The organism is Streptomyces sp. FXJ1.172 (assembly GCF_001636945.3).
Classification (GTDB): domain Bacteria; phylum Actinomycetota; class Actinomycetes; order Streptomycetales; family Streptomycetaceae; genus Streptomyces.
Genome location: NZ_CP119133.2, coordinates 1,514,604 through 1,540,856 on the forward strand (window position 1 = coordinate 1,514,604; position 26,253 = coordinate 1,540,856).

Sequence of the window (26,253 nt, forward strand, 5' to 3'; positions counted from 1 at the left end):
CGCTCACCCCCCGTTCGGCGCCCGGTGCAGCGGCTGCCCGGGAGCGGGGCGGCGGGGCGGCGGTGGTACGGCGCGGACGGCCGGGTCGGCGGCGGTCACCGTCAGTGGCTCGCCGTGGTGGCTCAGGGTCAGCGGGGGGCCGTCCAGGAGCGCGTACGTCGCCTTGTCCGCGCCGATGTCCACGCGCAGCGTGCGGCCCCGGAACTGGACGTTGAAGGCGAGCCGGCTCAGCCGCCCGGGCAGCCGGGGCGCGAACCGCAGGCTCTCGCCGGCCCGCCGCATCCCGCCGAAGCCCGCCACCAGCGCCATCCAGGTACCGGCGAGCGAGGCGATGTGCAGCCCGTCGCGGGTGTTGTGCTCCAGGTCCTGCAGATCCATCAGGGCCGCCTCGGCGGTGTAGTCGTAGGCGAGGTCCAGATGGCCCGTCCGGGCGGCCATGACCGCCTGGCAGCAGGCGGACAGCGAGGAGTCCCGGACGGTCAGCGGCTCGTAGTAGGCGAAGTTCCGGGCGATCTGCTCCTCGGCCGCCTCCCCGTCGCCCTGGTCGAAGTGGTCGCCGCAGGTGTACATGGCCAGCACCAGGTCGGCCTGTTTGACGACCTGTTTGCGGTAGAGGTCGAAGTAGGGGAAGTGCAGCAGCAGCGGGTACTGGTCGGCGCGGGTGCCGGCGAAGTCCCAGCGCTGGTAGCGGGTGAATCCGGCGTGCTGTTCGTGGACGCCGAGTTCGGAGTTGTAGGGGACGTACATCGCCTCGGCGGCGTCCCGCCAGGCGGCGCTCTCCTCCTCGTCCACGCCGAGCCGGGCCGCCTCGCGCGGGTGGCGTTCGACGGCGTCGGCCGCGGCGAGCAGGTTCTGCCGGGCCATCAGATTGGTGTACGTGTTGTCGTCGGCGACCGCGCTGTACTCGTCGGGGCCGGTGACGCCGTCGATGTGGAAGGCGCCGCCGGTGTCGTGGTGGCCCAGCGAGCGCCACAGCCGGGCCGTCTCCACCAGCAGTTCCATGCCCACCTCGCGCTCGAACGCGCTGTCGGCGGTGGCCTCGACGTAACGGACGACGGCGTCGGCTATGCCGGCGTTCACGTGGAAGGCCGCGGTGCCGGCCGGCCAGTACGCCGAGCCCTCCGGTCCGGCGATGGTCCGCCAGGGGAACGCGGCGCCGCCGAGCCCGAGCTGGGCCGCGCGTTCGCGGGCCTCGTCCAGGGTGTTGTACCGCCAGCGCAGCGCCTCGGCGACGGCCGCGGGCGCGGTGTGGGTGAGCACCGGCAGCACGAACATCTCGGTGTCCCAGAAGGCGTGCCCGTCGTACCCGGAGCCGGTCAGGCCCTTCGCCGGAATGGCGCGCTGCTCGGCGCGGGTGCCGGCCTGCAGGACGTGGAACAGGGCGAAGCGGACGGCCTGCTGGATCTCCTCGTCGCCCTCCACCTCGACGTCGGCGCGGTCCCAGAAGTCGTCCAGGCAGGCCCGCTGGTCCGCGAGCAGTCCCTCCCAGCCGTCGTGCGCGGCGGCGGCGAGCGCGGCGTCGACCTGGTCGGCCATCGCGGGCAGCGAGCGGGTGCCGGACCAGCCGTGCGCGACCAGTTTCTCCACGCGCAGCGTCTGTCCGGGCTCCAGTACGGAGGTGACGGTCAGCCGGGCCACGTCGGTGCCGCTCTCGCTGCGGACGGTGGTGCGCTCCGGGCCGCTGACCACGTGGTCGGCGGCCACCGCGACCCGGATGCCGCTGCGCCGGGTGCGGTGCACCAGGCGCAGCCGGCCGCCGGAGGCGAAGTGGTCCTCCTGCTCCAGCGGGGACTGCAGGGCCATGGCCGCGCGCGGGTCCCCGTCGGCCTGGGGCAGGGTCTCGTTGGTGACCAGCTCGGACTGGATCACCACGCGGCTGCGGCAGCCGACGGCCTCCACCTCGTAGCCGACCGCGGCGACCGCGCGCTGGGTCAGCGACACCAGCCGGGTGGAGCGCACCCGGACCGTGGAGCCGGCCGGCGAGGTCCATTCGCAGGTCCGCTCCAGCACCCCGCGGCGCAGGTCCAGGACCCGCTCGTGGGCGACGAGCCGGCCGTAGCGCAGGTCGAACGGCTCGTCGTCCACCAGCAGCCTCAGGATCTTGCCGTTGGTGACGTTGATGACCGTCTGGCCGGACTCCGGGTAGCCGTATCCGGCCTCGGCGTACGGCAGCGGGTGCACCTCGTGCACGCCGTTGAGGTAGCTGCCGGGCAGGCCGTGCGGTTCGCCCTCGTCGAGGTTGCCGCGCCAGCCGACGTGGCCGTTGGACAGCGCGAACACCGACTCGCTCTGGGCGAGGAGGCCGAGGTCGAGGGCGGTCTCCCGGACGGCCCAGGGCTCCACGGCGTACGACCGGTCGGTGATCACTCCTTGCCTCCCAGTTCGGCGAGGTCCTGCACGACCGTGCTCGCGCCGTGCGCGTACAGCGCGTCGGCCTGGCCGGCCCGGTCGACGCCGACGACGTATCCGAAGCCGCCCGCGCGGCCCGCGTCCATGCCGGCCAGCGCGTCCTCGAAGACGGCCGCGCGGGACGGCTCGACGCCCAGGTCGCGGGCCGCGGCGAGGAAGGTGTCGGGGTGCGGCTTGCCCGGCAGGTGCCGCTCGGCGGCCACGACGCCGTCGATCCGCACGTCGAAGAAGTGCTCGGCGCCCACGGCCCGCAGCACATCGCGGCAGTTGGCGCTGGAGGAGACGATCGCCGTGCGCAGCCCCTCGGCGCGCACCGCCTCCAGATAGCGCAGGGTGCCCTCGTAGGCCTCCACGCCGCCGGCGCGGATCTTCTGCAGGAGCAGGTCGTTCTTGCGGTTGCCGAGGCCGTGCACGGTGTCCGCCCCGGGTGGGTCGTCCGGGGTGCCTTCGGGCAGGTGGATGCCGCGTGAGTCGAGGAAGGCGCGCACGCCGTCGGCGCGGGGGCGTCCGTCGACGTACTCGTCGTACTCGGCGACCGCGTCGAACGGCCGCCCCTGCTCGCCGTCGTAGTCGCGCAGGAACCGGTCGAACGTCTCCTTCCAGGCGGCCGCGTGCACGACGGCCGTCTTGGTCACGACCCCGTCGAGATCGAACAGACAGGCTTGGATTGCGTCGGGCAGACCGAGCTGAGTCATACCGGCACTCTTCCCCAGGATCGGCGTTCGATGAGTGGCGCACGCCACACTGGAGCGTACTTCTCGGCAAAGCTTGCGGCGGGGACGCGCGGACCGGGCGGAACTCATCGGTGCCACACTGTCCCGCATGCCGCTGACCTTCGACGATCTGATCGCCCGTGCCCGTGCCCTCGCCGCGGGCGGCCGGCGTGCCGTGCTCGGCATCGCGGGCGGTCCGGGCGCGGGCAAGACGACCCTCGCCGAGCACCTGGTGCGCGCCCTGAACGGCGACGGGCCGCCCTGGGCGGCGCACGTGCCGATGGACGGCTTCCACCTGGCCGACGCCGAACTGGACCGTCTGGGCCGCCGCGGCCGCAAGGGCGCGCCGGACACCTTCGACGCGGCCGGGTACGCGGCGCTGCTGCGGCGGCTGCGCGAGGAGGCCGGCGAGGTGGTGTACGCGCCCGGGTTCGAGCGGGTCCTGGAGCAGCCCCTGGCGGGCGCGATCCCGGTCCCGCCGGCCGCCCGGCTGGTGGTGACCGAGGGCAACTACCTTCTGCTGGCCGAGGGTTCGTGGGTGCGGGTGCGGCCGTTGCTGGACGAGGTGTGGTTCTGCGAGATCGCCGAGGACGAGCGGATCCGCCGGCTGGTCGCCCGGCACGAGGAGTTCGGCAAGGACCACGAGACGGCCGTGGCCTGGGTGCTGGGCACGGACCAGCGCAACGCCGAGCTGGTGGCGGCGACCCGGGGGCGGGCGGACCTGGTGGTGCCGCCCGCCGCGCTGCCCGCCGCCGTACTGCCCGAGGGCTGACGGCCGGGCGGGCGGCGCCCGGACTCAGCCGTGCAGGGTGAGTGAGGGCTCTGCCCGGCCGTCCCCGGCCGGGGGACCGACGACCGCCGTGAACGCCTCCGTGCGCACGGTGAGCCCGCCGTCAGGGCCCTGATCGAAGACGGGCGCGAAGGCTTCGCCGGGCCCGTACCGCACGGCGAACACGTGCAGCCCGTCCGGGGCGCCCGGCGCCGGGTCGGCCTCCAGGGCGGTGGAGGAGACCAGGTGGCTCCAGCCCTCGTCGGGGTTTCCGTAGCCGCGCGGGTCGGCGGCGAGCGTGAACGCGGCCTGTTCCTGGGTGAGTTCGGCGCGGGCGTCGAAGTGGTCGTCGCCCGGCGCCGCGGGGTGGGTGAGCCGCAGGGCACCGGCCGCCGTGACCTCGCCCTCGGCGGTGCGGCGCACCCGGTCGCCGTCGTCGGCGGCGTACGGCAGCCCGGACAGCAGGTAGGGCGCCCCGTCGAGCCGCTCCACGGCGACCGTCACCCACAGGCGCGTGCCGTCGGTGACGTACAGCGAGCGGACGTGGCGCAGGACGTGGTCACGGCCGACGACGGGCTTGGTGACCAGCTTGGCGGCGAGGCCGTCGGCGCGGACGTCGCGGACCCGTACCTCGCCCATCGGGCGGCACAGCAGGAAGCCGTCGGTGACCGGGCCGAAGCCGTGCTGGCGGCGCACGGCGGCGGGCAGGTAGTAGGTGCCGGCGGCCTCGATCAGGGAGGGGGTCAGCCGGCTGTCGAAGGCCACGGAGACCGTGCCCGAGCGCAGTTGGTGGCGGGCGGGGTGCGGGGAGGGGGTGCGGTGCCAGCGGGTGGGGTCCTGGATCTGCCAGACCAGCATGAAGGCGAAGTGCCCGTCGATCCGGCCGTCGCGCTGGACCGCGTGCCGGCCCCAGCGCGTGTCGCCGCGGTAGCGGCCCAGGTCGGCGCCGATGCGCGCGCCGAAGTACCTGAGACCCAGGACGGATTCGAAGCCGGAGTGCTGTTCGCTGTAGCGCGGTCCTCCGCAGTCGTAGCCGCCGCCGGTCAGCCGGGCGTCCAGGTAGCGGGCGAGGGTGTCGCCGTCCTCGGCGAACACCTCCGCGCCGCTGACCCGGTGGGCCTGGGCGAGGAAGGACAGGGAGATGGGGCCGTAGTTGTTGTCGTAGGCGCCGCCGTGCTCGGGCGGCAGCAGGGCGCCCCGGTCGCGGACCCGGTGGGCGCGGATCTTGTCGGCGTACAGGCTCAGCGCCCGCTCCCGCACCGGCTTGCCCTGTTCTTCGGGGAGATGGCGGGCGAGCATGAGGCCGCCGACGACGCAGCCGATGGCCTGGTTGCCGGCCTCCTGCGGGTTGAAGAAGGTCGCCTCGGTCAGCCAGCGCCAGTAGCCGTGGGCCAACTGCCGCAGTTCCGTGCGCTGTTCGTCGTCCAGGAGGCCGTCGGCGGCGTCGAGGACGTTGACGGCCTGGAGCAGCGCCCAGACGGTGCTGGGCCAGTCCCCGATGGGGTGGGCGCCGGCTTCGAGGACGTAACGGGCATACGGAAGGCCGGAGTTGGCGGTGCGCAGGTTCGGGTAGCCGGGGTTGTCCCCGGTGTGGACGCGCTCGCGCAGGTGGAAGGCGAGGCTGCGGCGGACGGCCTCGGGCAGCCGGGGGTCCTTGCCGCGCTGCCAGGCGAGGGCGAGCAGGGAGGTGATGCCGAGCGAGGTGTCGCCGATGTCGTCGTGGGCGCCGGGGTGTTCGAGACTGCCCTCGGGCGTGAGCCGCGCGAGGGCCTGTTCGGTCACGTCGGCGAGCACCGCGTCGTACGCCTGCGGGGTGTCCGGCAGGTCGTGCAGCGGGCCGCGCTGGTGGGGCAGGTGCACGCTGGGGTCAGCCCTTCATTCCGGTGGTCGCCAGGCCTTCGACCAGTCTCTTCTGGAAGACGAGGAAGCAGATGAGCGTGGGGGCGAGCGCGAGTGTCGACATGGCGAACATGGCGCCGTAGGAGGAGCCGCTGGTCTTGTCCAGGAAGAGGGTGAGGCCGAGCGGGACGGTGAAGCGGGCGTTCTGCTGGAGGTAGACGAGCTGGCTGAGGAAGTCGTCGTAGGTCCAGATGAAGGTGAAGATGGTCGTGGTGACCAGGGCCGGCTTCATCAGCGGCAGGATGATCTTCCAGTAGATCTGCAGGGGGTTGGCGCCGTCCATCATGGCGGCCTGGTCCAGCTCCCGGGGGATGGAGCGGATGAACTGCACCATCAGGAAGATGAAGAAGGCGTCCGTGGCGAGGAACTTGGGGACGATCAGCGGCAGGAAGGTGTTGATCCAGGTGAGGTTGTAGAAGATCGTGTACTGCGGGATCAGTGTGGCCTGCATGGGCAGCATGAGCGTGCCGAGCATCAGGCCGAACCAGATCTTCTTGCCCCGGAACTCGAAGCGGGCGAAGGCGTAGGCGGCCAGCGAGCACGAGACGACGTTTCCGGTCACCGCGCCGATCGTGACGATCAGCGAGTTGGTGATGTAGAGCGAGAAGGAGTTGCCCGAACCGCTCCAGCCCTCGGCGTAGTTCCGCGGGTGCACCCTGGTGGGGATCAGGCCGGGGTGGGTGAAGATGTCGGTGTCGGGCTTGAGGGAGCTGCTGAGCATCCACAGCAGCGGGTAGAGCATGACGAGCGCGACGCCGATGAGCAGGGTGTGCAGGAGGATGCGGCGGGGGCCGGTGAGCGAACGGAGTTTCTGGAGCGGCGCGGCGCTCGGGGTGAGGGCGGACATGATCGGACGGACTCCTCGCTCAGTCGATGTCATCGTCGTAATGGACCCAGTAACGGCCGGCGATGAAGTTGACCGCCGTGAAGCCCGCGATGACCAGGAACAGCACCCAGGCCAGCGCCGAGGCGTATCCCATCTGCAGGTCGGTGAAGCCCTTCTTGTACAGGTAGAGGGAGTACAGCATGGTCGAGTCGAGCGGTCCGCCGGTGCCGTTGCTCACGACGTAGGCGGGGGTGAACGTCTTGAACCCGTCGATGATCTGCAGGACCAGGTTGAAGAAGACGATCGGGGTGAGCAGCGGGAGCGTGATGCGGAAGAACCGGGTGAGCGTTCCCGCGCCGTCGATCGCGGCGGCCTCGTACACGTCCTTCGGCAGCTGTTTCAGTCCGGCGAGGAAGATGACCATCGGGGTGCCGAACTGCCACACGGCGAGCAGGATGAGCGTGTAGATCGAGGTGTCCGGACTCGATATCCAGTCCTGGCCCTTGATCCCGAACCAGCCGAGGAAGTCGTTGAACAGGCCGTCCCCGCCGAACACCTGGCGCCAGACGATCGCGACGGCCACCGCGCCGCCGAGCAGCGAGGGCAGGTAGAAGGCGGCCCGGTAGACGCCGATGCCTTTCAGCGGCCGGTTGAGCAGGATGGCCACGCCGAGCGCGAGCGCCAGTTTCAGGGGGACGGAGACGAGGACGTACAGCAAGGTGGCGTGCACCGAGTCCCAGAAGACCGGGTCGTCGGAGAACATGTGCGTGTAGTTCTGCGCGCCGATCCACTTCGCGGGCGTCAGCAGGTCGAAGTCGGTGAACGACAGGTACAGCGAGTCCAGCATCGGGTAGACCGTCAGCCCGAACAGGCCGGCGAACCAGGGAGCCAGGAAGAGGTACGGCCACCATCCCCCGCCGCGCCGTCTGGCGGCCCGGCGGCGCATGCGTTCGCGCTCGCGCGGACCGGCGGGGGTCGCCGGGGCCGCCGGCCTCTCCCCCACGGCCCCGTCGGTCTTGGCGGTGGTCATGCTCATCGTCTCCCTGGCCCTCTCCGGTGCCGGACTGTGCTGGGCGGGCACTCAGCCCGCGAGGATGGACTGCGCCTGGTCGAAGAACTCGCTCGCTTGCGCCTTGATGGTCTTCTTGCCGAAGGCGACGGCCAGGTTGGACTGGAAGAGCAGGTCCCAGATCTGGTCGGCGCCCCCCGGCGGGGGCACGGGCGCGGGCAGCGCGTCGGTGGCCTTGGAGACCCGCTGGGAGATGTAGTCGGCCATCGCCATGTTCAGCTTGTCGGTCTCGTTCAGCCCGGCCGAGATGAGCGAACGGGCCTTCTCGGTCGGCGGGATGCCGCGCAGCAGCCGCATGTCCTTGATGGCGGTGGGGTCCTGGGCGAAGAAGTCCATGATCTTCACCGAGTCGGCGGCCTTCTTGCTGGCCTTGGTGGCGCTGAGCAGCACACCGCCGTTGACGAAGTTGCCCTCGCGGGCGCCCGACCAGTCGCCCTGCGGGGTGGGCAGGAAGTCCAGCTGGGCGTCGGTGATCGAGCCGCCGGCGCCGTAGACGCCGGAGTCGAAGGTGAACAGGGCCTTGCCGATGACGACGGCGTTCTTGGTGAGGTCGTTGTGCGCGGCGGAGGTGACCGCGGGCGGCGGCGAGGCGTTGTCCCGCCGCATGCCCGCCCAGAACTCCCACCACTCCTGGAGGGTGTCGGCGCTGAAGCCGAGCTTCTTGCCGTCGTCGGAGAAGAACGGCTGGCCCTTCTCGCGGGCGAAGATCTCGAAGCACTGCAGGGTGGAGCCGCCTCCGTCGTCGACGCCGTAGATCTTGCCGCCGCTCTTCTTGTGGACCTGGGTGGCGACGGCCTTCAGGTCGTTCCAGGTCCACTCGCGCTCGGGCAGCTTCAGGCCGAGCTTCTCCAGGCCGGTGCGGTTGACGGTGAGCTGGTTGACGCCGATGCCGGAGGGGACGCCGTACAGCTTGCCGTCGACGGTGCCGGCGGCCAGCAGGGTCTTGGAGAAGCCCGTCAGGTCCAGGGACTTGCCGACGTAGGAGTCCAGCGGGGCGAGGATGCCCTTGCGGGCGTACTGGGCGACCAGCGCGGTGTCCATCTGGAGCAGGTCGGGGGCGCTGCCGCCGGCGACCTGGGTGTTGAACTTGTCGAAGTAGCCGTCGTAGCCCGAGTACCGGGTCTCGATCTTGATCTTCGGGTTGTTCTTCTGGAACGTCGCGAGCGCCTTCTTGTAGGCGGCGTGGCGTTCGTCGCTGCCCCACCAGGTCATGGTCAGGTCGCCGCTGTCGCTGCCGGCTCCGGTGCCGCCGGCGCAGGCGGTGAGCGTGGCGCCGAGGGCGCCTGCGGCGGCGAGCCCGCCCGCGGTGCGGAAGAGGGTTCTGCGCGAGATCTGGTGACCCACCGGGTCCTCCCTGAGGGTGCGTGACGGATCCCCGGCCGGTCGTTGCGGCACGGGTGCATGGGTGGTGGAGGCGCGCCTCGCGGGGGCGGCCTCGCCCGGCCGCGCCGCCTGCTGCACGGGGGTCTCCCCGGCCGGCCGGGCCGGTGCCGCACGAGCACGCCCTCGTGCGCTCGCCGTACGTCGCTCGCATCGCTCACGTCGCTCACGTCGCGTACGGCCAGGAGGCCACCTCGAGCCGGTGTCCCGACCGGCTTAGAAAGCGCTTGTCCGGACATTGGCAGAACGAGCCGGAAGCCGTCAATGCCTCCATCGCGCGGGCTCGGTCACGGTTCGGACACCTCGGGCCACCGCGAGCCGGGCCGCGCCCACGACGGTGCCCAGGTCCCCGACCGTGCTGCTGACCACCTCGGTGGGCCAGCTCAGCCGGGCCAGTTCGGCCCGCACCCCGGGCAGGAGCTGCGGGTCGGATCCGGTGCTGCCCCCGAGCACGATCAGCCCCGGATCCAGTACGGCGGCCACGGCGGCGGCCAGCCGGCCCACGTCGGCGGCGTGCCGGGCGACGACCGCACGGGCCGGCTCCCGCCCCTGGCCGGCGAGGGCGAACAGGCGCTCGGTGGTCTTCGGGCCCGGCCCGTGCCCCGTGTCCCGCCAGGCCCCGGCGGCGCGGCGCAGCAGGGAGCGCGCGCCCATGTACTCCTCCAGTGCCTCCAGGCGCGGGGCGCGGCCCTCGTCCCACGGGTAGGGCAGCCGGGCCAGCTCGCCGGCGGCGCCGTTCGCCCCGCGCAGCACGTGTCCGCCGACGACGATGCCGAGGCCGACACCCACGCCGACGCGCAGATAGCCGAAGGTGCCGCGGCCCCGGGCGGCGCCCTCGTGCAGCTCGGCGAGCGCGGCGCAGTTGACGTTGTTCTCCAGGTGGACGGGGACGCCCGGGGGCAGCGCGACGGCCATGGCGTCGAAGACCGGGCCCGCCTTGGCGGTGGCCGGACGCATCCCGGAGCCCTGCGCGGCGGGTGCGGTGACATCGCCGACGGCGACGACGATGGCTCGCAGCGGGGCGGTGGCGGGCAGGGCGCCCAGGGCCTCGCGGACGGCGTCCGCGGCCGCGGCCCGGGGGCCGGTGGCCTCGGCGAGCCGGGTCCCGTCCAGGGCGCAGCCCCGGACCCGGGTGAGGTCCGGACCGAGGTCGACGGCCAGGACGGCACCGGCGTTTGGCCCGAGCCGGTAGACGGCGGCGGTGCGGCCGGTGCCGCTGGAGGCGGTGCCGGAGTGGGCGGCGAGCCCGGCGCTCTCCAGCTCCGCGACGGCGGAGGACACCGTCGGTTTGGACAGGCCGGCCAGGCTTGCCAGTTGCGGCCGGGTCGCGCTGCCCGCTCCGGCGAGCACGGCGAACACCGCGCTCGCGCTCTCGGACAGGCGGGGCGCCGCCACCACGTCGTGTTCCACGGTTCTCCCACGGGTCGCGAGGACTCTTGACGCACTGTACTTCGTTAGTTAATTTCCTAACGAAGTACACGGTACTCGCCTGCCGTACTCCGCCCGAGGCCCGTCCCGGGGCCTCCCGACCGCCTCAACTCCCCATTCCCTCATTTCCCCATTTTCCAGGCACGGTTCGCCCGCCGTCGCAGCACCGCGCGCCCGAAGAAGGAGCGCACACGACGAAAGAGGTCCCGTGCCGGACTCCCTGCCCGTCCTGGTCGGCATCGACGTGGGAGGCACCAAGACACACCTGCGCGCCGTGGCCGGGGACACCACGGTCGCCGACCACGTCCGCCCCAGCAGCGGCTGGCGGCCGCACCACCCGGTGGCCGCCGCCGGCTGGCTGGCACGGCTGGTCGCCGGTGCCCTGCCGGCCGGACTGCGCCCGTCGGCGCTGGCGGTGGGCGGCCACGCCTGCGAGACCCCGCGCCAGTGCGCGCAGATACGCACCGCGCTCCGCCTCCACTTCGACGCGCCCGCGCTGGTCGTGGGCGATGCGGAACTCCTCGTACCCGCCGCCGGGCTGGACCGGGGGGTCGGCCTGGTCGCCGGGACCGGTTCGGTGGCGGTGGGCCGGCAGGCCGACGGCACGCCCGTGCAGGTCGGCGGGTGGGGCGCGGTCCTCGGCGACGAGGGCGGCGCGGCCGGGCTGGTCCGGGAGGCGGTACGCGTCTGCTGGGCCGCCCACGACCGCGGCGAGCCGCCCGAGGCACTCACCTCGGCGCTCCTCAGCGCGTTCGACGTGCCCGAAGTGCCCGCGCTGGGCGCGGCGTTGGAGAGTGCCGCCGACCCGTCCGCCGCATGGGGCCGGGCCGCCCCGGCCGTCTTCGCCGCCGCCGAGGCGGGCTCGGCGCTCGCCCGCGAGGTGATCGCCACCGGGGGGCGCAGCCTGGCCGCGCTGGTCACCCTCCTCGCCCGGCGCGGCGCGGCGGCCTCGGACGTGGTGGTCGCGGGCAGCACGGTCCTCGCCCAGCCGCCGCTGTACGACGCCTTCACCGCCGCGCTCGCCGAGTCCCTGCCGTCGGCCCGGCCCCGGCCGCTGCGGGTGCCGCCGGTGGCCGGGGCGGTGGTGCTGGCGCGTGCGGCATCGTGAGCCCGCCACCGGAACTCCGGTGCGCCGCGCGCCGGTTCTCCGGTGAGCCGCCTGTGGGATTCCGTGTGCCCGTCTCCCCGCGTTCACCCACGGAACAGACGCAGATCACCCGGGTCTCCCCGACGGGTCACACCCCGGCCCTAGATATTCACCCGTTCAACTTCTTCCCCCTTCTTCTCCATGGGACCGCACAACTCGGCACATCGCGCCGGGATTTCCCCGTGGCCCATCCCTGAGAGGCACAGGCATGCCGTCATCTGCCGGGCACCACTCCTCCGTGCTGAACCGGCGCGGGTTCCTCACGACCTCGCTGGCCGCGTCCGCGGGCGTGCTCGCCGCCCCGGCCGTCGCCGTCTGGCTGCCGGCGGCCGACGCCAAGGCCGAGGCCGCGCCGGCCGCGTTCGTGGACGACTACAAGACCAATGTCACGGGCAACCTGACACCCGAGACCAACGCGGTGGTCCGGATCCTCGGCGGCTTCGCCCAGGTGTGGAAGACCGGCTCCGCCTGGAACACCGGCAGCGCGCTGCGCCCCGAGATCCTCCGCGCCGACCTGCGCTACTGCGCCCGGACCACGGCCGAGCGCACGGACGCCCAGGCCAGGGAGGCCTTCGTCTACGACCGTCAGCACCAGAGCTACGCGATGATCGCGGGCCTCGGCCCGCTGGCCGGTCTCTACCGCACCGGCGCCAAGGCGGTCACCTCGATCACCGGCGCCCCCGACGGCACCCCGGCCACGACCGTCAGCGACGCCGTGCCCGCCGGCGCCCCGGCCGGCTCGGCGCTCGGCGCGGGCGCCCACGACTCCGCGCTCGGCAAGGTCGCCGAACTGGTCGACACCGTGCGCGGCCCGTACGCCTCCGGCAACCCCGCCAAGTACGCCTACCAGTACCCGCGTCCGTGGCGGCTCACCGAGGACAGCGAGGTCGTCGACACCGGGCGGAGCGACGCGTTCGGCTTCCCGGTGTACGACTCCCCCGTGGCCGTCGCCCCGCAGCTGCTGCGCCAGCGCGGCACCTCCGCCACCGACGACGGCGGCTTCCCGAGCGGCCACACCAACGCCTTCCATCTGGCCGCGCTGGCCTACGCCTACGCCGTCCCGGAACGCTTCCAGGAGCTGGTGACCCGCGCGGTCGAGCTGAGCCACACCCGGATCGTGGCGGGCATGCACCACCCCGTCGACGTGATCGGCGGCCGGATCATGGCCACCGCCCTCGCCGCGGCCACCCTCGCCGACCCCGCGAACGCCCCGCTGAAGGCCGCCGCCCGCGCCCAGGCCCTCGCCTACTTCACCGCGCAGACCGGCACCACGGCCGACGCGCTCTACGCCTACGCGCACACCGGCGCCGACGCGTACGCCGACCGGGACGCCAACGCCCGCGCCCTGCGGCCCCGGCTGACGTACGTCCTCGCCCGGCAGGGCCGCCAGGTGCCGCTGACCGTGCCGAAGGGCGCGGAGGTGCTGCTGGAGACCCGGCTGCCCTACCTGAGCGCGGACCAGCGCCGCGAGGTGCTGCGCACCACCGCCCTGCCCTCCGGGTATGTGCTGCTCGACGGCCTCGAACAGTGGGGCCGGCTCGACCTGTTCGCCGCGGCCGACGGCTACGGCGCCTTCGACACGGACGTCACGGTCACGCTGGACGCGGCGGCGGGCGGCTTCTCGGCGGCCGACGCCTGGCGCAACGACATCGACGGGCGCGGCGCACTGGCCAAGCGCGGCACCGGCACGCTCACGCTGACCGGCCGCAACCGCTACACGGGCGGGACCGTCCTGGCCCAGGGCGCGCTGGTCGCCGGCTGCGAGGACGCGCTCGGCCACGGGGACGTACGGATCACGGACGGCACGCTGGGCGTCGCCGCGCGGCTGCGGGTGCGCGGCGCCTACGCGCAGGACGCGGGCACGCTCGAGGTCACCCTGCGGGCGGGCCGCAAGGCGCCGCTGACGGTCCGTCACCTCGCGGTGCTGGGCGGCTCGGCGGTGCTGTCGCTGCGGCTCGACGGCGAGCGGCCGCCGGCGGCGGGCAGCACCCTGCCGGTCCTCGACGCGCCCCGGCTGTGCGGCCGGTTCGCCCGGATCGAGGTGAACTCCGACCGGCTGCGGGCCGTACCCGTGTACACGGCAGAAGGTCTGTCGGTACGACTCGTGCAGCGGTGACACCCCCGGCGGCGGGAACGGTGCGACAGTAGGGCCATGATCCGGCCCACGCCCTCGCCCGCCGCCGTACGGCCGGTGCCGCCGCGGGGCGGATGATGGCGCGCGAACAGCACCTGGTCCTCAGCCGGACGGCTCCTGCCGAGGCACCCGCCCGCCCGTACGCCGGGGTGCGCCGGCACCGGCGGTGGCTGGTGCCGCTCCTGGTCGCGCTGCTGCTCGCCCAGATGGCCGCGGCCATGGTGACGACGGCCCTACGGCAGACGCCGACCATCGACGAGCCGGTGTACGTGGCGACGGCGACCGACTATCTGCACGAGCACCGGATCCGCTACAACCCCGAGCATCCGCCGCTCGGCAAGCTGCTGGTCGCGGCCGGGGTCGCGGTGGCGGGCCCGCACTACGACCCCTCGTACTCCGGCACGCAAGGGGATGTGGGCCGGCATCTGCTGTACGAGTCGGGCAACGACCCCGGGCGGCTGATGCTGTGGGCGCGGCTGCCGGTCATCGCGCTGACTCTGCTGTTCGGGCTGGTCGCCTTCGCGTTCGCCCGTGAACTGACCGGCACGGCGGGCGGTTTGGTGGCGCTCGCGCTGTACACCTTCTCGCCCGATGCGATCGCGCACGGTTCGCTGGCGACGCTGGACATGCCGATGACCGGCTTCGTGCTGACCTCGGCCTGGCTGGTGTGGCGGGCGCGCCGGCGGCCCGTGCCGTACCTCCCGGCGGCGGGCGCGGCGCTGGGGGCGGCCGTGGCGACGAAGATGAGCGCGCTGCCGGCGGTGCCAGTGCTGATGGGCCTCGCGGCGTTGTCGGTCCTCGGCGCGGGCCGGGACCGGGAGGTGACGCCGCCGGGCGAGCCGGGCGCGGGCACGGGCCGGTGGCGGCTCGTGCCGTCCGTGCGCCGGGACGCGCCCGGCGGTCCCCGGCGCATGAGGCTGGCCGGTCGTGCGGGCACGGTAGGCGGACGTCCGCGCCGGGGCCCCGCCCTGGTTCTGGGCACGGTAGGCGGCCGGTGGCACCGGCCGGCGGCGGCGCTCGGCGCGGCGGCCGTGGTGGCGCTGGCGGCCGTCGCCGTCGTGTGGGCCGCGTATCTGGCGGTCGACCCACGGCTGCGGTTCTCCCCCGCCGAACCGGTGCCGGCCCTGCACGGACTGCGCGGCCGGCTGGTGGACCTGCTGCCGCTGCCGCCCGCGTACCGGGCCGGGATGCGGGTGCAGTTCGCACTGGAGGACCAGCCGTGGCAGGGCTACCTGTTCGGGCACCTGTACACCGGCTCGCGCTGGTACTACCTGCCCGTCGCCCTGCTGGTGAAGACACCCCTCGGCCTGCTGGCGCTCGGTGCGGCCGGTGCCGTGGCGGTCGTCGCGCTGCGGCGGCTGCGGCCCGCGGCGCCGTATCTGCTGCTGCCGCCCGCCGTGCTGCTGGCGGCCGCGATGACGGGGTCGCGGGACTTCGGGACGCGGTACGCGCTGTTCGTGCCGGTGTTCCTGGCGGTGACGGCGGCCTGTGTACCCGCCTGCGTGCCGCGGCCCCGCCGGCGGTGGACGGTCGCCGTCACCGCCGCGCTGGTGCTGTGGACGGCGCTGAGTTCGCTGCGGACCTTCCCCTACTACCTGCCGTACGCCAACGAGGCGTTCGGCGGGCCGGCGAACACCCATCGGCTGCTGCACGACTCCAATGTGGACTGGGGCCAGGACCTGGGGCGGCTCGCCGAACGGCTGCGCAAGCGCCACCCGGGCGAACGGGTGTGGCTGGTGTACAAGGGCAGTGGCGTGCCGTCGTACTACGGCATCCACGCCGCCGATCCGCGTGCCGTGCCGCCGGACCGGGTGCACGGGCTGCTGGTGGTGTCGGACTCGGCGGTCGCCAAGGCACGGGGACGGCTCGCCGAACTGATCGCCTCCAGTCGTCCGATCGACGATGTGGGGCATTCGATCACTCTCTATCGCCGCTGAGCACGTGCGTTCAACCTGCTGGTCACAGCTTTGGGTGAGCTATGTTGAGTGCTTGTGGCAGACAAAGGAGGCGGACCGGTGCCCTCGCCGCAGCAGGCACGCGCCCAGGCATCAGCGATCACCTCGGGCAAGACCGTGCCCGAGGCCGAGGCCGCGCCGACCTCACGGCTCAGGGAACTGTTCGACGGTCCCCGTCTGTCACCGGGTCAGCGGCGCATCGCCCAGTACCTGATCGAGCACATCACCGAGGCCGCGTTCCTGTCGATCACCGAGCTGGCCGACCGGGTCGGGGTCAGCCAGCCCTCCGTCACCCGGTTCGCCGCCGCCGTCGGCTTCAGCGGCTATCCCGCGCTGCGCGAGAAGCTCCAGTCGATCGCGCTGAGCACGCTCGCGGGCGGGCCCGGCGAGGAGGACCGGGCCAACGAACTCCAGGCCGCCGTCGACGCCGAGATCCAGAACCTGGAGAACCTGCGGCGCGACTTCGCCGACCCCGACCGCATCATCCAGGTCGGCCGCGCACTGTCCCGCTCCACCCCGCTGACGGTCCTCGGCCTGCGCATCTCGGTGTCGCTGGCCGAGTACTTCGGGTACGCGGCCCGCCGGATCCACCCCGACGTACGGCTGGTCACCCGCGGGGGCAGCGTGGCCTACGACGCGCTGCTGCAGTCCCGCGAGGCCGGCGGCACCTGGGTGCTCGCCTTCGCCATGCCCCGGCACTCCCAGGAGACCCTCAACGCCGTCCGGGTGGCCCGCGGCGCGGGTCTGAAGGTCGCGCTCGTCACCGACCTGGCGCTCGGGCCGGTCGCCGACGAGGCCGACGTCGTCTTCGCCACGGGCACCGGCTCACGGATGGTGTTCGACTCCTACGCCGCGCCCGGTGTCCTCGCGGCCGCGCTGCTCCAGGCCATGACCGACGCCGATCCGGAGCGCACCCAGGCCCGCCTCGAGAAGTACGAGCACCTCTCCGAGCAGCACCAGTTCTTCCTGAAGGACTGAAGAACCACGGCTGCCCGCGCGCGCCGGGCACCCGTGAAGATCCTGCGGTCCCCCTCCGCCCCGTACCGGGATGATCCGCAACAAAGCACGCATGAATGTTTTCATACGTCTTGCAAACCGATCGGTATATATAAATACTGCTCGCACACCGCCCCGAGAAGACCGACGGACCAGCCATGCGCACGCACCTCTTCACGCAGCGGCGGCTCCGGATGGCCCGGGGCCCCCGCACGGACACCCCCAGCCGCCGTTCCCTACCCACGTCGGCGCCCGGGGTGTTCCGGGGCGCGCCCTCTGCACGACGCGCCCGTGGCGGCCCCGGCCATCCCCTAGGCCGGGGCCGCCCCGCACTCGTCGGACCACCCTCACGACGCCGCACACCGGAAGCGATGATCATGCCCCTGACCAGCACGCGCATCAGTCCCGACTGGCCCTGCCAGGTCAAGACGCCGGGCTCGTACGACTGGGAGCGCTCGGCGGCCAAATGGCTGCGGGAGCTGATCCCCGCGCGCTACGCCAGCTATCCGGCGCTCATCCGGCACCCCGTCCTGCTGGCCCGGCACGCGCAGCTCCAGGTCCAGCAGGAGATCCGGGTGGCCCGCACGGCCCTGCAGACCGCGCGGGCCGAACTGCCCATGCTGGGGCTGCCCGAATCGGTCATCGAGCACACGATCAAGCTGTACGCCGCCGAGATCCTGCAACTGCAGCACATCGCCCGCAGCGTGCGCGCGGTGAGCGAGGCCCTGGCGGGGCGCGGCGCGGGGCGCTGACCCCACCCCCGCCGGGCCGGTCTTCCCCGCCCGGCGGGGCGAGGCACCGGCATCACCGTCGGGTCAGATCGCGGCCGTTCGCCGTTCCCGTCCGGGGCGGGGGCGGCTTCACGAGGCGTCACCGGGGGTCGTGCGCGACTCCAGTGCGCTGCGGGTGTCGTTGCCGTAGACGCCGGTCTCGTCGCCGCGGATGCCGTACCAGAGCTGGAAGCGGGCCACGGCCGCGGTGAGCGTGGCGTCGTAGGTGCCGTCGGTGGAGCCGTCGCGGTAGACGTCCGGGATGCGCAGCAGGCGTTCCTGGAGTTCGGTGACCTCAGGGCCGGTGTCGCCCTGGCGGAGGGTGCCGGGGCCGTCGGGATCGGCGGCACCGGTGGCGGGGGCCGGGGCAGCGGCGGTCGGCGTGGCGGCGGGCGGTGCGGTGGTCGCGGGCCGGGACGGGCGCGCGGCCGCGGAGGCCTCCTGACGGGCGGGCAGCAGCAGGGCGCAGCCGAAGCCGGCGAGCGCGGCCGCCGCCACGGCTCCGGCGACGGCGGCCCGGCGCAGACGGAGTGCCGGGGCACGAACTCCGGGGGCGGGGCGGGCCGTTGGTACGGGCGGCAGTTCCTGGGTGTCGTCCTCGGCGGTGGGGACCGTACGCGCCGCAGCGGGCCGCTCGGCGGTGGGTGCCGTGCGCGCCGGGGCGGGGCGCGACCCGGCCGCCGGGGCGACGGGCTCGTAGGTGACCGGGTCGGGCCGGATCTCCCGCATCAGCTCCGCGAGGGCGTCGAACCGGCGGGGCCGCAGCACCCGGACGGGTTCCAGCACCGGGCCGGGCTGCGGGCGTTCGGGATCTGGCGGTGTCGGCACCTGGCTCTCCTTCCGTCCCCGGCCCGTCCCGGACGGGCGGGACCTGCGAGGTCCCCGTGCTCAGATACGGCCCGCACGACGACACCGTTCAGGCCACCGTCCGGCCGCCGTCAGGCCGGGTTCAGCGCTCCTCGCACGAACCGGCTCAGGGACGCCGTGAACGCGCCGACAAAGGCGTCCCTGGCCTCCTCCGGCAGTGCTGCCAGGGACAGATAGGGGTTCAGGTCCTCCAGTTCGACCAGCAGCAGGCCGCCGTCGCGGGTACGGCAGGCGTCCACGCGCTGGATGCCGTGGCCGAGGTCGTTCCAGTCGATGAAGCGCCGGGCGAACTCCAGGTCGGCGGCGGTGGCCGCATACGGCCGCAGTTCCCAGCGGCGCCGCGGGTCGGGGGCGTACAGGGCGTACTGGAAGTCGTCGTCGACGAAGTAGAAGGACACCTCGTGGACGAAGTCGACGCACGGCTGGATCAGCACCTCGCCGCCGGCCACCGCGGCGACCTGCCCCGCGGGCACGATCCGCAGGCCGACGGAGTCCGCGCCGAGCTTCGGCTTGACCACATACCGCTCGGCGGACGGCAGCAGGTGCAGATCCGCCGCGCCGGCGACGGTCGGTATCACCGGGAAGCCGGCGGCGCTCAGGTCGAGCAGATACTGCTTGCCGGCCATGTCCGCCTTGCCGGTGAGCGGGTTGTACACCCGGGCGCCGGAGGCGAGCGCCCGCGTGCGGAAGGCGTCGTAGGCGCTCTGGTGGCCGAGGACGGGACCGCTGTTGCGCACGACCACGGCGTCGAAGCCGCCCATGAGCGCGGCCGCGTCCAGCGGATGGCACAGCGCGAGGTCGAAGCGGTCCCGCAGCCGGGCGGTGAGGAAGATGTCCTCGTCGCAGTAACGGCGCCCGCGGGCCTGGTACGCCAGGTCGGTGACGTAGAGCAGGCGGGGGCGGGGGGCGGGCATGCGCGATCTCCTCGGACGGGCCGGTGCGGGGACGGCCGGTGCCCTGTCGCCGCAGGCGGGACCTGCCGGCTCGGGCCGGTCCCGGCACGGTGGAGAAAGGTTACGTCGCAGGGGCGCGGTGGTGTCCGGCGGGGCTGGTCGCAGCGCCGGATCCGGTGACCGGCCCCCCGGCCGTGGTGACGCCGGTGGGCGCATCCTTCACGGTGCGGCGGGCCCTCGGGTCGCACCCAGGGTGCGGGCGACAGTCGGGCGGCAGCACTCAGTTCCCTCACAAGGGTGCTCCATCTGCACTGAGTGTCATGACCCTCGTCCGGGTGCTACGTTCCCGTCCATGAGCTCCAGCAGCGCGGCGCCGGCCGCGAAGACGCCGATGCGGGAGGCCCTGGTCGCGGCGGCCTTCCGGCTCTTCGTGGAACGCGGGTACGAGCAGACCACCGTCGACGACATCGTGGCGCTGGCCGGGGTCGGCCGCCGTTCGTTCTTCCGCTACTTCCCCTCCAAGGAGGACGTGGTCTTCCCCGACCACGAGCGCTGTCTGGCCGACATGACCGCCTTTCTCGCGGCGAGCGGCGAGGAGCACGAACCGGTGCGGCGGGTGTGCGACGCGGCCCGGCTGGTGCTGCGGATGTACGCGGAGAACCCCGCGTTCTCCGTGCAGCGCTACCGCCTCACCAAACAGGTGCCGGGCCTGCGCGCCTACGAACTGTCGGTGGTGTGGCGCTACGAACGCGCGCTCGCCGAGTATCTGCGCGGGCGGTTTGCGGGACGCCCCGACGGGACGCTGCGGGCCGACGTGATCGCCGCGGCGGTCGTCGCCGCGCACAACAACGGCCTGCGCTCCTGGCTGCGGTCGGACGGCGAGGGCGACGCGGGCGCGGCGGTGGACCACGCGCTCGGTTTCGTGCAGCAGGCGTTCGGGCGGTCCGCCGAGGCCGTGGCGCCCGCCCGGGTCGGTCCGGTGCCGGCCGGCGGACCGGCGGAACACCCCGGCGACGTGGTGGTGCTGGCCTGCCGCCGGGACGCCCCGCTGTGGCGGGTGGTGCAGGAGCTGGAGTCGGTGCTCGGCCGGGCCTGAGACAGCTCGCGCACACACATTCAGGGTACCGAGTGCCTTTACGTCTGACACTCAGTGCCATACTCTGTCGGCGTGCGCGGCGGCACGGCCATCGCGCACACGTGTGCCCGGTGCGCGCCGGACACGCGGGATTCCGGCCGAGCGCAGGGAGTTGACCAGCGTGTACCACCACTCAGCAAACGCCACCCAGCCGGCGGCCGGCGCCGCGGCAGGCGTGCTCGATCCCGTCTCCGCGGACTCCAGGGACGCCATCGTCTTCCAGCGCTGCACCTGGTGCGGCACCGCGACGTACCACCGGCTGCTGTGTCCGGTGTGCCAGGGCAGCGAACTGCGCACGGAGCGCAGCGAGGGCGTCGGCACGGTCCGGCACTCCACCGTGCTGCACCGCAACACGCCCGCCGCGCGCAACTCGTCGCTGATCGAGATGGCCGAGGGGTTCGTCGTACGGGGCCGGGTCATGGGCCCGCCGGTCGGCATCCACAGCGGCGACCGGGTGCGGCTGTCCACCGCAAAGGACCCGGTGCGGGGCGAGCCGGTCTTCCAGCTCATCGACGAGCCGCTGCGGGCCTGGACCTGAGGGGACCGCGGGCCCGACCCGGCCCGGGCCCTCACCCCTGCCACACCCCCGGCAGCAACTCCCGTACGCCGACCGGCTGTCCGGTCTCGAACGCGCGGTTCACGCCGAGGCCGACGGCGAGGGCGAGCGCACCGTCGCGTTCGGTGGCCGTGGGCACCGGACCGGGGCCGGAGCCGGCAGCGGGAACAGGGTCCGTCCCGGGCGCGTGAGCCGGTCCGAACAGTGCGTCCAGCATGCGCTGGATGAGACGGTGGGCGCGCACACGGCGTGCGCGGCGCCGGCGTACCGCCGTGGCACGCCCCAAGTCACGGGAACGAGAGGGGATTTGACTGCCGATCGTCGTCGTGGGCGCGGGGCGTGTCGGGGCGTCGGTGGCACCGGGGGCCCTCACCGCTCTTGCTTCTCACTGCGTGAGGCTCACCCGGATCCCGACGGTGCCGTCCAGGCCGCGCCGCAGCCGGCTGCCCAGCAGGGTGAGGCGGCCGAGGATGCCGTACTTGCGGGCGATGAGGTCCCGGTAGCGGGCGGTGGTGGCGGCGTCGGCGATCACGGCGGTGGCCGGCAGCTGGTCGCCGGTGGGGTTGCCGCGCACGTCGCAGGGGCCGACGAGGACGTCCGCGCGGCGCCGGATCCGCTTGACCTTGAAGCTGTCGGCGGCCGTCCACACCCCGAGGGTGTCCCCGTCCCTGACCACCCACACCGGGGTGGCCACCGGCGTGCCGTTCTTGCGGTAGCTGGTCACCAGCAGGTATTTGCCGGAGCCGAGCGGGTCCAGCCGCGTGTCGTTCATGCCCGGCAGTCTAGGAGCCGGTCCCCGCTGCGGGCAGGGCCGCCGCCATGCGCCGTACGCCCTCGGTGAGGATCTCGGGCGAGGTCGCGAGGTTCAGCCGTACGTGGCCCGCGCCGCCGGTGCCGAAGGGCAGACCGGAGTTGACGGCGACCCGGCCGCGCTCGAGGAAGGCCCGTGCGGGGTCGTCGCCGAGGCCGAGGGGGCGGCAGTCGAGCCAGGCCAGATAGGTGGCCTCGGCCGGGTGGAGGCGGATCGCCGGCAGGTGCTCGGCGAGCAGGCGGGCGAGCAGGCTCCGGTTGGCTTCCAGCCCGGCCAGCAGGGCGTCCAGCCAGCCGGTGCCCTCGCGCAGGGCGGCCGTGTGGGCGATGACGCCGACATGGCTGGGGCCGTGGCCGACCTCCTCGGGCAGCCGGTCGAGGTCGGTGGCGGCTCCGGGCCCGGCGAGGGCGACGGCTGCCTTGAGTCCGGCCAGGTTCCAGCCCTTGGAGGCGGACATCAGGGACACGCCGCGCCGGGCGCCGGGCACGCTCAGATACGGCACGAAGGGGACGCCGGGGGCGACGAGCGGGGCGTGGATCTCGTCCGCGACGACCCGGACGCCGTAGCGCTCGGCGAGGGCGGCGACGGTGGCCAGTTCGGATGCGGTGTGGACGGTGCCGGTGGGGTTGTGCGGGCTGCACAGCAGGAAGGCGGCGCGGCCGGTGCCGGCGGTCGCCTGACGGAACGTCTCCTCCAGGGCGGCCGCGTCGAGGCGCAGGCCGGGGCCGAGCGGCGCTTCGACCACCTTGCGGTCCATGTGGCCGATGAACTGGAAGAACGGCGGATAGACGGGTGGGTTGACGATCACCGGGTCGCCCGGCCCGGTGACCAGTTTGAGCATCTCGACCACTCCGAGCATCACGTCCGGGACGATCGCCGTGCGCTCGATCGCGATCCCGTCCCAGCCCCAGCGGTCGGCGGCGAACGCGGCCAGCGCCTCGGCGTAGGCGGTGCCGGCGGGGTACCCGGTGTCACCGAGGGCGAGGGCGTCGGTGACGGCGCGGACGACCGCTTCGGCGAGGGGTACGTCCATCTCGGCGACCCACAGCGGCAGCACCTCCTCGGGGTAGGTGCGCCATTTCATGCTCGTACGACGTCGCAGCCGCTCCAGGCCGAGGGCGCGCAGCGGGTCCGGTTCACCGGGGGTGTCGTACGGGATGCCGGTCATGGGGCTCACGATAGGCGTCGGGGGGCAGTGGCGTGAACGACCCGGAAATCCGGAGTGCGGAGCGCTGATCAACTCGGCCGTCTGGATTGCGTCATGAACGAGTGACCGCACCGCTCGCCCGGCTTCCCTCAGGCATCCAGGAGCTGACCCACATGGCGCCTCGCTGAACGCCGGGGCCCCGGGCCGCGTATGGAGGTGCGGGCCCTCGACGAGCCGGGGGTCTCGCGCCGCCGGTACGGGCGGCGCGCGTTCGGGTTCGGCTTCGGGAGCCATGCATGCGGCACGCACGACGACGCATCGTCCGGCGAGTGACACGTCTGGCGGCGGTCGGCGGACTCCTCCTGGGGGGCGCGATGGTCACCCAGGCGGCCATGGCGAGCCAGACACCTCCGGCCGCCACGAGAACACTGTCCGCCGCCTCCGGCGCCCAGGACACCGGTGCCGCGCTGGTGGCGCGGCTCGGCACGGCCCGCACGGCCGGTGACTGGATCGGGGCCGACGGACGTCCGGTGGTGGCGGTGACCGACGACGCGGCGGCACGGACGGTGCGCGCCGCGGGGGCCACGGCGAAGGTCGTCGCGCACAGCATGAACGAGCTGAAGTCGGCTGTCGCCACGCTGCGTTCGGCGCCGCGTGTGGCGGGCACCGCGTGGGCGGTGGACTACCGGACCAACCGGGTGCTGGTGAGCGCGGACAGCACGGTCTCCAGGAGCGACTGGTCACGGATGAGCCGACTCGCCGCGAAAACAGGTGACTTCGTGCGGATGGAGCGGACGCGGGGCACCTTCACCACGCGGCTGAACGGGGCCCAGCCGATCCTGTCGACCGGCGGCCGCTGTTCGGCGGGGTTCAACGTGACCAACGGGCAGCGCGACTTCATCCTCACCGCCGGGCACTGCGGTCCGGCCGGGTCCACCTGGTTCGCCGACAACCAGGGCAACCAGCAGCTGGGGCAGACGGTGAGCAGCACCTTCCCCGGCAACGACTTCTCGCTCGTGCAGTACGCCTCCGGCAGGGCCGGCGACGGCGCCGACGTCGTCGCGATCGGCGGCGGCAACGGGGTGCGGATCACCGGGGCCGCCGATGCGACGGTGGGGCAGCGGGTGTTCCGCAGCGGCAGCACCAGCGGGTTCCACAACGGGACGGTCACCGCACTGAACGCGACCGTCAACTACCCCGAGGGGACGGTCACCGGGCTCATCCAGACCGATGTGTGCGCCGAACCGGGCGACAGCGGCGGCCCGATGTTCTCCGACGGGGTCGCGCTCGGTGTCACCTCGGGGGGCAGCGGCGACTGCACGACGGGCGGGACGACGTTCTTCCAGCCGGTGACGAAGGCGCTGGCGGCGCTGAACGTCAAGCTCATCGTGGCGGCCCAGAACGCCGGTGCGGCCGCCCAGAGCGCCGCCCCCTCCCCCGCGCCGTCCGCGGCTGCCACCCAGGCGGCGATCGCGCCGAACGCGGTCACACCGGGGTCGGCCGCGCCGGTGACCGGCGGGCAGACCCAGACGCTGCTGGCGCGGCTGACGGACACCCGGAACATCGGCCCCGGGCTGCTGGTCATCGCGGGCAGTCTGATCGCGCTCGTCGCGACCCGGTACATCCGGGCCGAGCAGGACCGCAAGGCCTATCAGCGGTACTACTCCGCCACCTGGGGATGACGGGACGCCGGTCACGGCGGGCAACAGAAGGGCACCCGTGCGCTCACGGGTGCCCTGGAGACGTTTTCGGCGCGGTCCGCGCGAGGCCGGTCAGGCCGCGCGCTGCGACCGGGGGGTCATGGCGGCCCACTCCATCACGAGGCGCTGGTACTGCGCGCGCTGCTCGGTGGTCAGTGTCCCGCCGGAGCGGCGCCACAGGGCCCTGATCTCCTCGTTGACCTCCGCGGCCGATCGCTCCGAGCGATCAAAAGCGGCTTCAACAGTGGTGGACATGCTGTGAAGCATATGCCGACCAGCGTGAAGGCGCTGTGAGTAAGTACACGTGATGCGGACATTCCGGACCGTGTTACTCATCACGTCAATGCGTCAAGCGCCAGAAGGGAGTTCACACCCTGCCCTCACTCAGCACCAGCACCTGGATGGCCAGCACGGCGGCGCCGCGCGCCCAGTCGTGGAAGTCGGAGACCTTCGTCTCCAGGTCGACCGGATCGGCGAGCGGATGCCGGTGGGCGCGGATGGTCTCGTGCACCGTGTTCCCGGCCACATCCATCAGGCCGACACCCTCGCCGGCGAGCAGGATCCGCTGCGGCAGGGCGAAGTTGGCGATCTGTGCGACCAGGACGCCGAGCGCCCGGGCGGCCTCGCCGACGACCCGGGAGGCCATGGGCTCGCCCGCGGCGGCGCCGGAGAGGATCTCCTCGTAGCCGACGTCGCGGCCCGTCGCGGCGCGGACCTGGTACTCGATGCCGGGGATGGTGAGCAACGACACAGCGCTGCCGCGCCGTCCGGTGGGGGTGAGCGGGCCGTGCGGGTCGATGATCCAGTGCAGGCCGGGGCCGCGGCCCTCCTCCGCGAAGGGCACGCGTCGGCCGCCGAGCACCAGCCCGTAGCCGATCCCCGCGCCGATGGTCAGGACGGCGAAGCGCTCGAGCCCCCGGCCCGCACCGAACCAGGTCTCCGCCTCGGCCAGGGCGGCCACGTCGTTCTCCACGACGACCGGCAGCCCGGTGCGCTCCTGGACCAGGGCGGCCAGCGGCACATCACGCCAGCCCAGGAACGGCGACTCCTCGACCACCGCGCGCTCGCGCACCAGGCCGCCGACGCCGATGCCGATGCCCGCCGGGGCCGGACGCCCCTTCGCCAGCCGGGCGGCCAGCTCCGCGACCGCGCCCGCGACGGCGGCCGGGTCATGGGTGGACAGCGGCCGGTCCAGGCGGCCGACGACGTCGCTGCGCAGGGTGGTGGCCACGCCGTAGACGGTGTCACCGGTGATCTTGAAGCCGAGGAAGCAGCAGGAGTCGGCGACGACGCCGAGCGGCCGGGAGGGACGTCCCTGCCGTGTCCCGGCCGCGCCGCCCGCCTCGGGCGCCTCGACCAGCAGCCCGGACTCGATCAGGGGCTTGGTCAGCCGGGTGAGGCTGCCCTGGGAGAGCCCGAGGCGCCGGGCCAGCTCGGTGCGGGACAGCGGTCCGTGCACGAGCACCTCGATGGCGACGGAACGCTCCGCGGGGCTCAGCGGCAGCCAGCCGGTCACGGCACCCCTCTTCTTCCTCGGTCTCTTCCTCGGCCTCTGGTTTCTTCTTGCTCAGAAGTAACCAGGTCCACCCCACTCGACGAAGCGTGCGCCCCAAAGGCCTTTCCCTGGCCCCCTTGACGATCCGATTCTT

General features: G+C 73.3%; 23 protein-coding genes. 9 read left to right on the plus strand and 14 right to left on the minus strand.

Going from position 1 to position 26,253, the window contains the following annotated elements; translation table 11 throughout:
• Window positions 1-3: 3 nt before the first annotated feature.
• A complete protein-coding gene (locus tag A6P39_RS06790) occupies window positions 4-2,367 on the minus strand; it encodes a glycoside hydrolase family 65 protein (RefSeq protein WP_067043995.1) in 2,364 nt (787 codons plus the stop codon).
• Entirely contained in the window at window positions 2,364-3,104 is a 741-nt protein-coding gene (locus A6P39_RS06795) for an HAD family hydrolase (protein WP_067043998.1), read from the minus strand. Before A6P39_RS06795 ends, A6P39_RS06790 begins: the two co-directional genes overlap by 4 nt.
• 127 nt (window positions 3,105-3,231) lie before the next feature.
• On the opposite strand from A6P39_RS06795, the gene A6P39_RS06800 reads away from it, so the two are divergent.
• A complete protein-coding gene (locus A6P39_RS06800) occupies window positions 3,232-3,894 on the plus strand; it encodes a nucleoside/nucleotide kinase family protein (protein WP_067044278.1) in 663 nt (220 codons plus the stop codon).
• Between the two features lie 24 nt (window positions 3,895-3,918).
• Here the strand turns inward: A6P39_RS06800 and A6P39_RS06805 are convergent, their stop codons facing one another.
• The 5 genes from A6P39_RS06805 to A6P39_RS06825 form a co-directional block, all read right to left on the minus strand.
• Window positions 3,919-5,751: a hypothetical protein gene (locus A6P39_RS06805; RefSeq protein ID WP_067044001.1), complete on the minus strand. Its 1,833-nt coding sequence runs from the start codon at window positions 5,749-5,751 to the stop codon at window positions 3,919-3,921.
• 7 nt (window positions 5,752-5,758) lie between these two features.
• Entirely contained in the window at window positions 5,759-6,637 is an 879-nt protein-coding gene (locus A6P39_RS06810; protein WP_067044003.1) for a carbohydrate ABC transporter permease, read from the minus strand.
• Window positions 6,638-6,656: 19 nt separating this feature from the next.
• The gene (locus A6P39_RS06815) at window positions 6,657-7,646 is read right to left on the minus strand and encodes a carbohydrate ABC transporter permease (protein WP_067044007.1); all 990 of its coding nucleotides are present in this window, start codon (window positions 7,644-7,646) and stop codon (window positions 6,657-6,659) included.
• 51 nt (window positions 7,647-7,697) lie between these two features.
• Entirely contained in the window at window positions 7,698-9,146 is a 1,449-nt protein-coding gene (locus A6P39_RS06820; protein ID WP_275883823.1) for an ABC transporter substrate-binding protein, read from the minus strand.
• Between the two features lie 180 nt (window positions 9,147-9,326).
• A complete protein-coding gene (locus A6P39_RS06825) occupies window positions 9,327-10,475 on the minus strand; it encodes an ROK family transcriptional regulator (RefSeq protein ID WP_067044013.1) in 1,149 nt (382 codons plus the stop codon).
• Window positions 10,476-10,701: 226 nt separating this feature from the next.
• Here A6P39_RS06825 and A6P39_RS06830 point away from each other — a divergent pair, with 226 nt between their 5' ends.
• The 5 genes from A6P39_RS06830 (at window position 10,702) to A6P39_RS06850 (ending at window position 17,477) form a co-directional block, all read left to right on the plus strand.
• A complete protein-coding gene (locus tag A6P39_RS06830) occupies window positions 10,702-11,601 on the plus strand; it encodes an N-acetylglucosamine kinase (protein WP_067044016.1) in 900 nt (299 codons plus the stop codon).
• 247 nt (window positions 11,602-11,848) lie between these two features.
• Entirely contained in the window at window positions 11,849-13,756 is a 1,908-nt protein-coding gene (locus A6P39_RS06835) for a phosphatase PAP2 family protein (protein ID WP_067044019.1), read from the plus strand.
• Window positions 13,757-13,848: 92 nt separating this feature from the next.
• Window positions 13,849-15,711 carry an ArnT family glycosyltransferase gene (locus tag A6P39_RS06840; protein WP_275883824.1) on the plus strand — a complete coding sequence of 621 codons (1,863 nt, stop codon included), beginning with the start codon at window positions 13,849-13,851 and terminating at the stop codon, window positions 15,709-15,711.
• Window positions 15,712-15,789: 78 nt separating this feature from the next.
• Window positions 15,790-16,707: a MurR/RpiR family transcriptional regulator gene (locus A6P39_RS06845; protein WP_067044022.1), complete on the plus strand. Its 918-nt coding sequence runs from the start codon at window positions 15,790-15,792 to the stop codon at window positions 16,705-16,707.
• Window positions 16,708-17,096: 389 nt separating this feature from the next.
• Entirely contained in the window at window positions 17,097-17,477 is a 381-nt protein-coding gene (locus A6P39_RS06850) for a hypothetical protein (RefSeq protein WP_079133286.1), read from the plus strand.
• Window positions 17,478-17,585: 108 nt separating this feature from the next.
• Here the strand turns inward: A6P39_RS06850 and A6P39_RS06855 are convergent, their stop codons facing one another.
• On the minus strand, window positions 17,586-18,323 hold the full coding sequence (locus tag A6P39_RS06855) for a peptidoglycan-binding domain-containing protein (protein WP_067044026.1): 738 nt from the start codon (window positions 18,321-18,323) through the stop codon (window positions 17,586-17,588).
• A gap of 110 nt (window positions 18,324-18,433) precedes the next feature.
• On the minus strand, window positions 18,434-19,276 hold the full coding sequence (locus tag A6P39_RS06860) for a hypothetical protein (protein WP_067044029.1): 843 nt from the start codon (window positions 19,274-19,276) through the stop codon (window positions 18,434-18,436).
• Window positions 19,277-19,607: 331 nt separating this feature from the next.
• Here A6P39_RS06860 and A6P39_RS06865 point away from each other — a divergent pair, with 331 nt between their 5' ends.
• Both A6P39_RS06865 and A6P39_RS06870 read left to right on the plus strand, forming a co-directional pair.
• Window positions 19,608-20,351 carry a TetR family transcriptional regulator gene (locus A6P39_RS06865; RefSeq protein WP_067044032.1) on the plus strand — a complete coding sequence of 248 codons (744 nt, stop codon included), beginning with the start codon at window positions 19,608-19,610 and terminating at the stop codon, window positions 20,349-20,351.
• Window positions 20,352-20,511: 160 nt separating this feature from the next.
• Window positions 20,512-20,928, plus strand: a complete 417-nt coding sequence (locus A6P39_RS06870) for a Zn-ribbon domain-containing OB-fold protein (protein WP_067044036.1) — start codon at window positions 20,512-20,514, stop codon at window positions 20,926-20,928.
• Between the two features lie 31 nt (window positions 20,929-20,959).
• On the opposite strand, the gene A6P39_RS06875 is transcribed toward A6P39_RS06870, so the two are convergent.
• The 3 genes from A6P39_RS06875 to A6P39_RS06885 all read right to left on the minus strand — a co-directional run bounded on the left by A6P39_RS06875 (window position 20,960) and on the right by A6P39_RS06885 (window position 22,925).
• Window positions 20,960-21,163 (minus strand): hypothetical protein, encoded by a 204-nt coding sequence (locus A6P39_RS06875; protein ID WP_159395995.1) that lies wholly within the window; start codon window positions 21,161-21,163, stop codon window positions 20,960-20,962.
• Between the two features lie 168 nt (window positions 21,164-21,331).
• Window positions 21,332-21,718, minus strand: coding sequence for a PPOX class F420-dependent oxidoreductase (locus A6P39_RS06880; RefSeq protein ID WP_067044042.1), 387 nt, complete (start codon window positions 21,716-21,718; stop codon window positions 21,332-21,334).
• A 10-nt stretch (window positions 21,719-21,728) separates the two neighbouring features.
• On the minus strand, window positions 21,729-22,925 hold the full coding sequence (locus tag A6P39_RS06885) for a MalY/PatB family protein (protein ID WP_067044045.1): 1,197 nt from the start codon (window positions 22,923-22,925) through the stop codon (window positions 21,729-21,731).
• Between the two features lie 275 nt (window positions 22,926-23,200).
• On the opposite strand from A6P39_RS06885, the gene A6P39_RS06890 reads away from it, so the two are divergent.
• The gene (locus tag A6P39_RS06890) at window positions 23,201-24,586 is read left to right on the plus strand and encodes a S1 family peptidase (RefSeq protein WP_067044048.1); all 1,386 of its coding nucleotides are present in this window, start codon (window positions 23,201-23,203) and stop codon (window positions 24,584-24,586) included.
• Between the two features lie 90 nt (window positions 24,587-24,676).
• Here A6P39_RS06890 and A6P39_RS06895 read toward each other — a convergent pair whose 3' ends face one another.
• Both A6P39_RS06895 and A6P39_RS06900 read right to left on the minus strand, forming a co-directional pair.
• Window positions 24,677-24,871, minus strand: coding sequence for a hypothetical protein (locus tag A6P39_RS06895; RefSeq protein ID WP_067044051.1), 195 nt, complete (start codon window positions 24,869-24,871; stop codon window positions 24,677-24,679).
• 100 nt (window positions 24,872-24,971) lie between these two features.
• Window positions 24,972-26,120 (minus strand): ROK family transcriptional regulator, encoded by a 1,149-nt coding sequence (locus A6P39_RS06900; protein WP_067044054.1) that lies wholly within the window; start codon window positions 26,118-26,120, stop codon window positions 24,972-24,974.
• Between the last annotated feature and the right edge of the window lie 133 nt (window positions 26,121-26,253).

What these genes read in the sequence shown, in the direction of transcription:
- A6P39_RS06795 (WP_067043998.1), bottom strand. Translation starts at nt 3,104, where the DNA reads ATGACTCAGCTCGGTCTGCCCGACGCAATCCAAGCCTGTCTGTTCGAT.
- A6P39_RS06800 (WP_067044278.1), top strand. Translation starts at nt 3,232, where the DNA reads ATGCCGCTGACCTTCGACGATCTGATCGCCCGTGCCCGTGCCCTCGCC.
- A6P39_RS06810 (WP_067044003.1), bottom strand. Translation starts at nt 6,637, where the DNA reads ATGTCCGCCCTCACCCCGAGCGCCGCGCCGCTCCAGAAACTCCGTTCG.
- A6P39_RS06815 (WP_067044007.1), bottom strand. Translation starts at nt 7,646, where the DNA reads ATGACCACCGCCAAGACCGACGGGGCCGTGGGGGAGAGGCCGGCGGCC.
- A6P39_RS06835 (WP_067044019.1), top strand. Translation starts at nt 11,849, where the DNA reads ATGCCGTCATCTGCCGGGCACCACTCCTCCGTGCTGAACCGGCGCGGG.
- A6P39_RS06840 (WP_275883824.1), top strand. Translation starts at nt 13,849, where the DNA reads ATGATGGCGCGCGAACAGCACCTGGTCCTCAGCCGGACGGCTCCTGCC.
- A6P39_RS06850 (WP_079133286.1), top strand. Translation starts at nt 17,097, where the DNA reads ATGATCATGCCCCTGACCAGCACGCGCATCAGTCCCGACTGGCCCTGC.
- A6P39_RS06860 (WP_067044029.1), bottom strand. Translation starts at nt 19,276, where the DNA reads ATGCCCGCCCCCCGCCCCCGCCTGCTCTACGTCACCGACCTGGCGTAC.
- A6P39_RS06865 (WP_067044032.1), top strand. Translation starts at nt 19,608, where the DNA reads ATGAGCTCCAGCAGCGCGGCGCCGGCCGCGAAGACGCCGATGCGGGAG.
- A6P39_RS06875 (WP_159395995.1), bottom strand. Translation starts at nt 21,163, where the DNA reads ATGCTGGACGCACTGTTCGGACCGGCTCACGCGCCCGGGACGGACCCT.
- A6P39_RS06880 (WP_067044042.1), bottom strand. Translation starts at nt 21,718, where the DNA reads ATGAACGACACGCGGCTGGACCCGCTCGGCTCCGGCAAATACCTGCTG.
- A6P39_RS06885 (WP_067044045.1), bottom strand. Translation starts at nt 22,925, where the DNA reads ATGACCGGCATCCCGTACGACACCCCCGGTGAACCGGACCCGCTGCGC.
- A6P39_RS06890 (WP_067044048.1), top strand. Translation starts at nt 23,201, where the DNA reads ATGCGGCACGCACGACGACGCATCGTCCGGCGAGTGACACGTCTGGCG.
- A6P39_RS06895 (WP_067044051.1), bottom strand. Translation starts at nt 24,871, where the DNA reads ATGCTTCACAGCATGTCCACCACTGTTGAAGCCGCTTTTGATCGCTCG.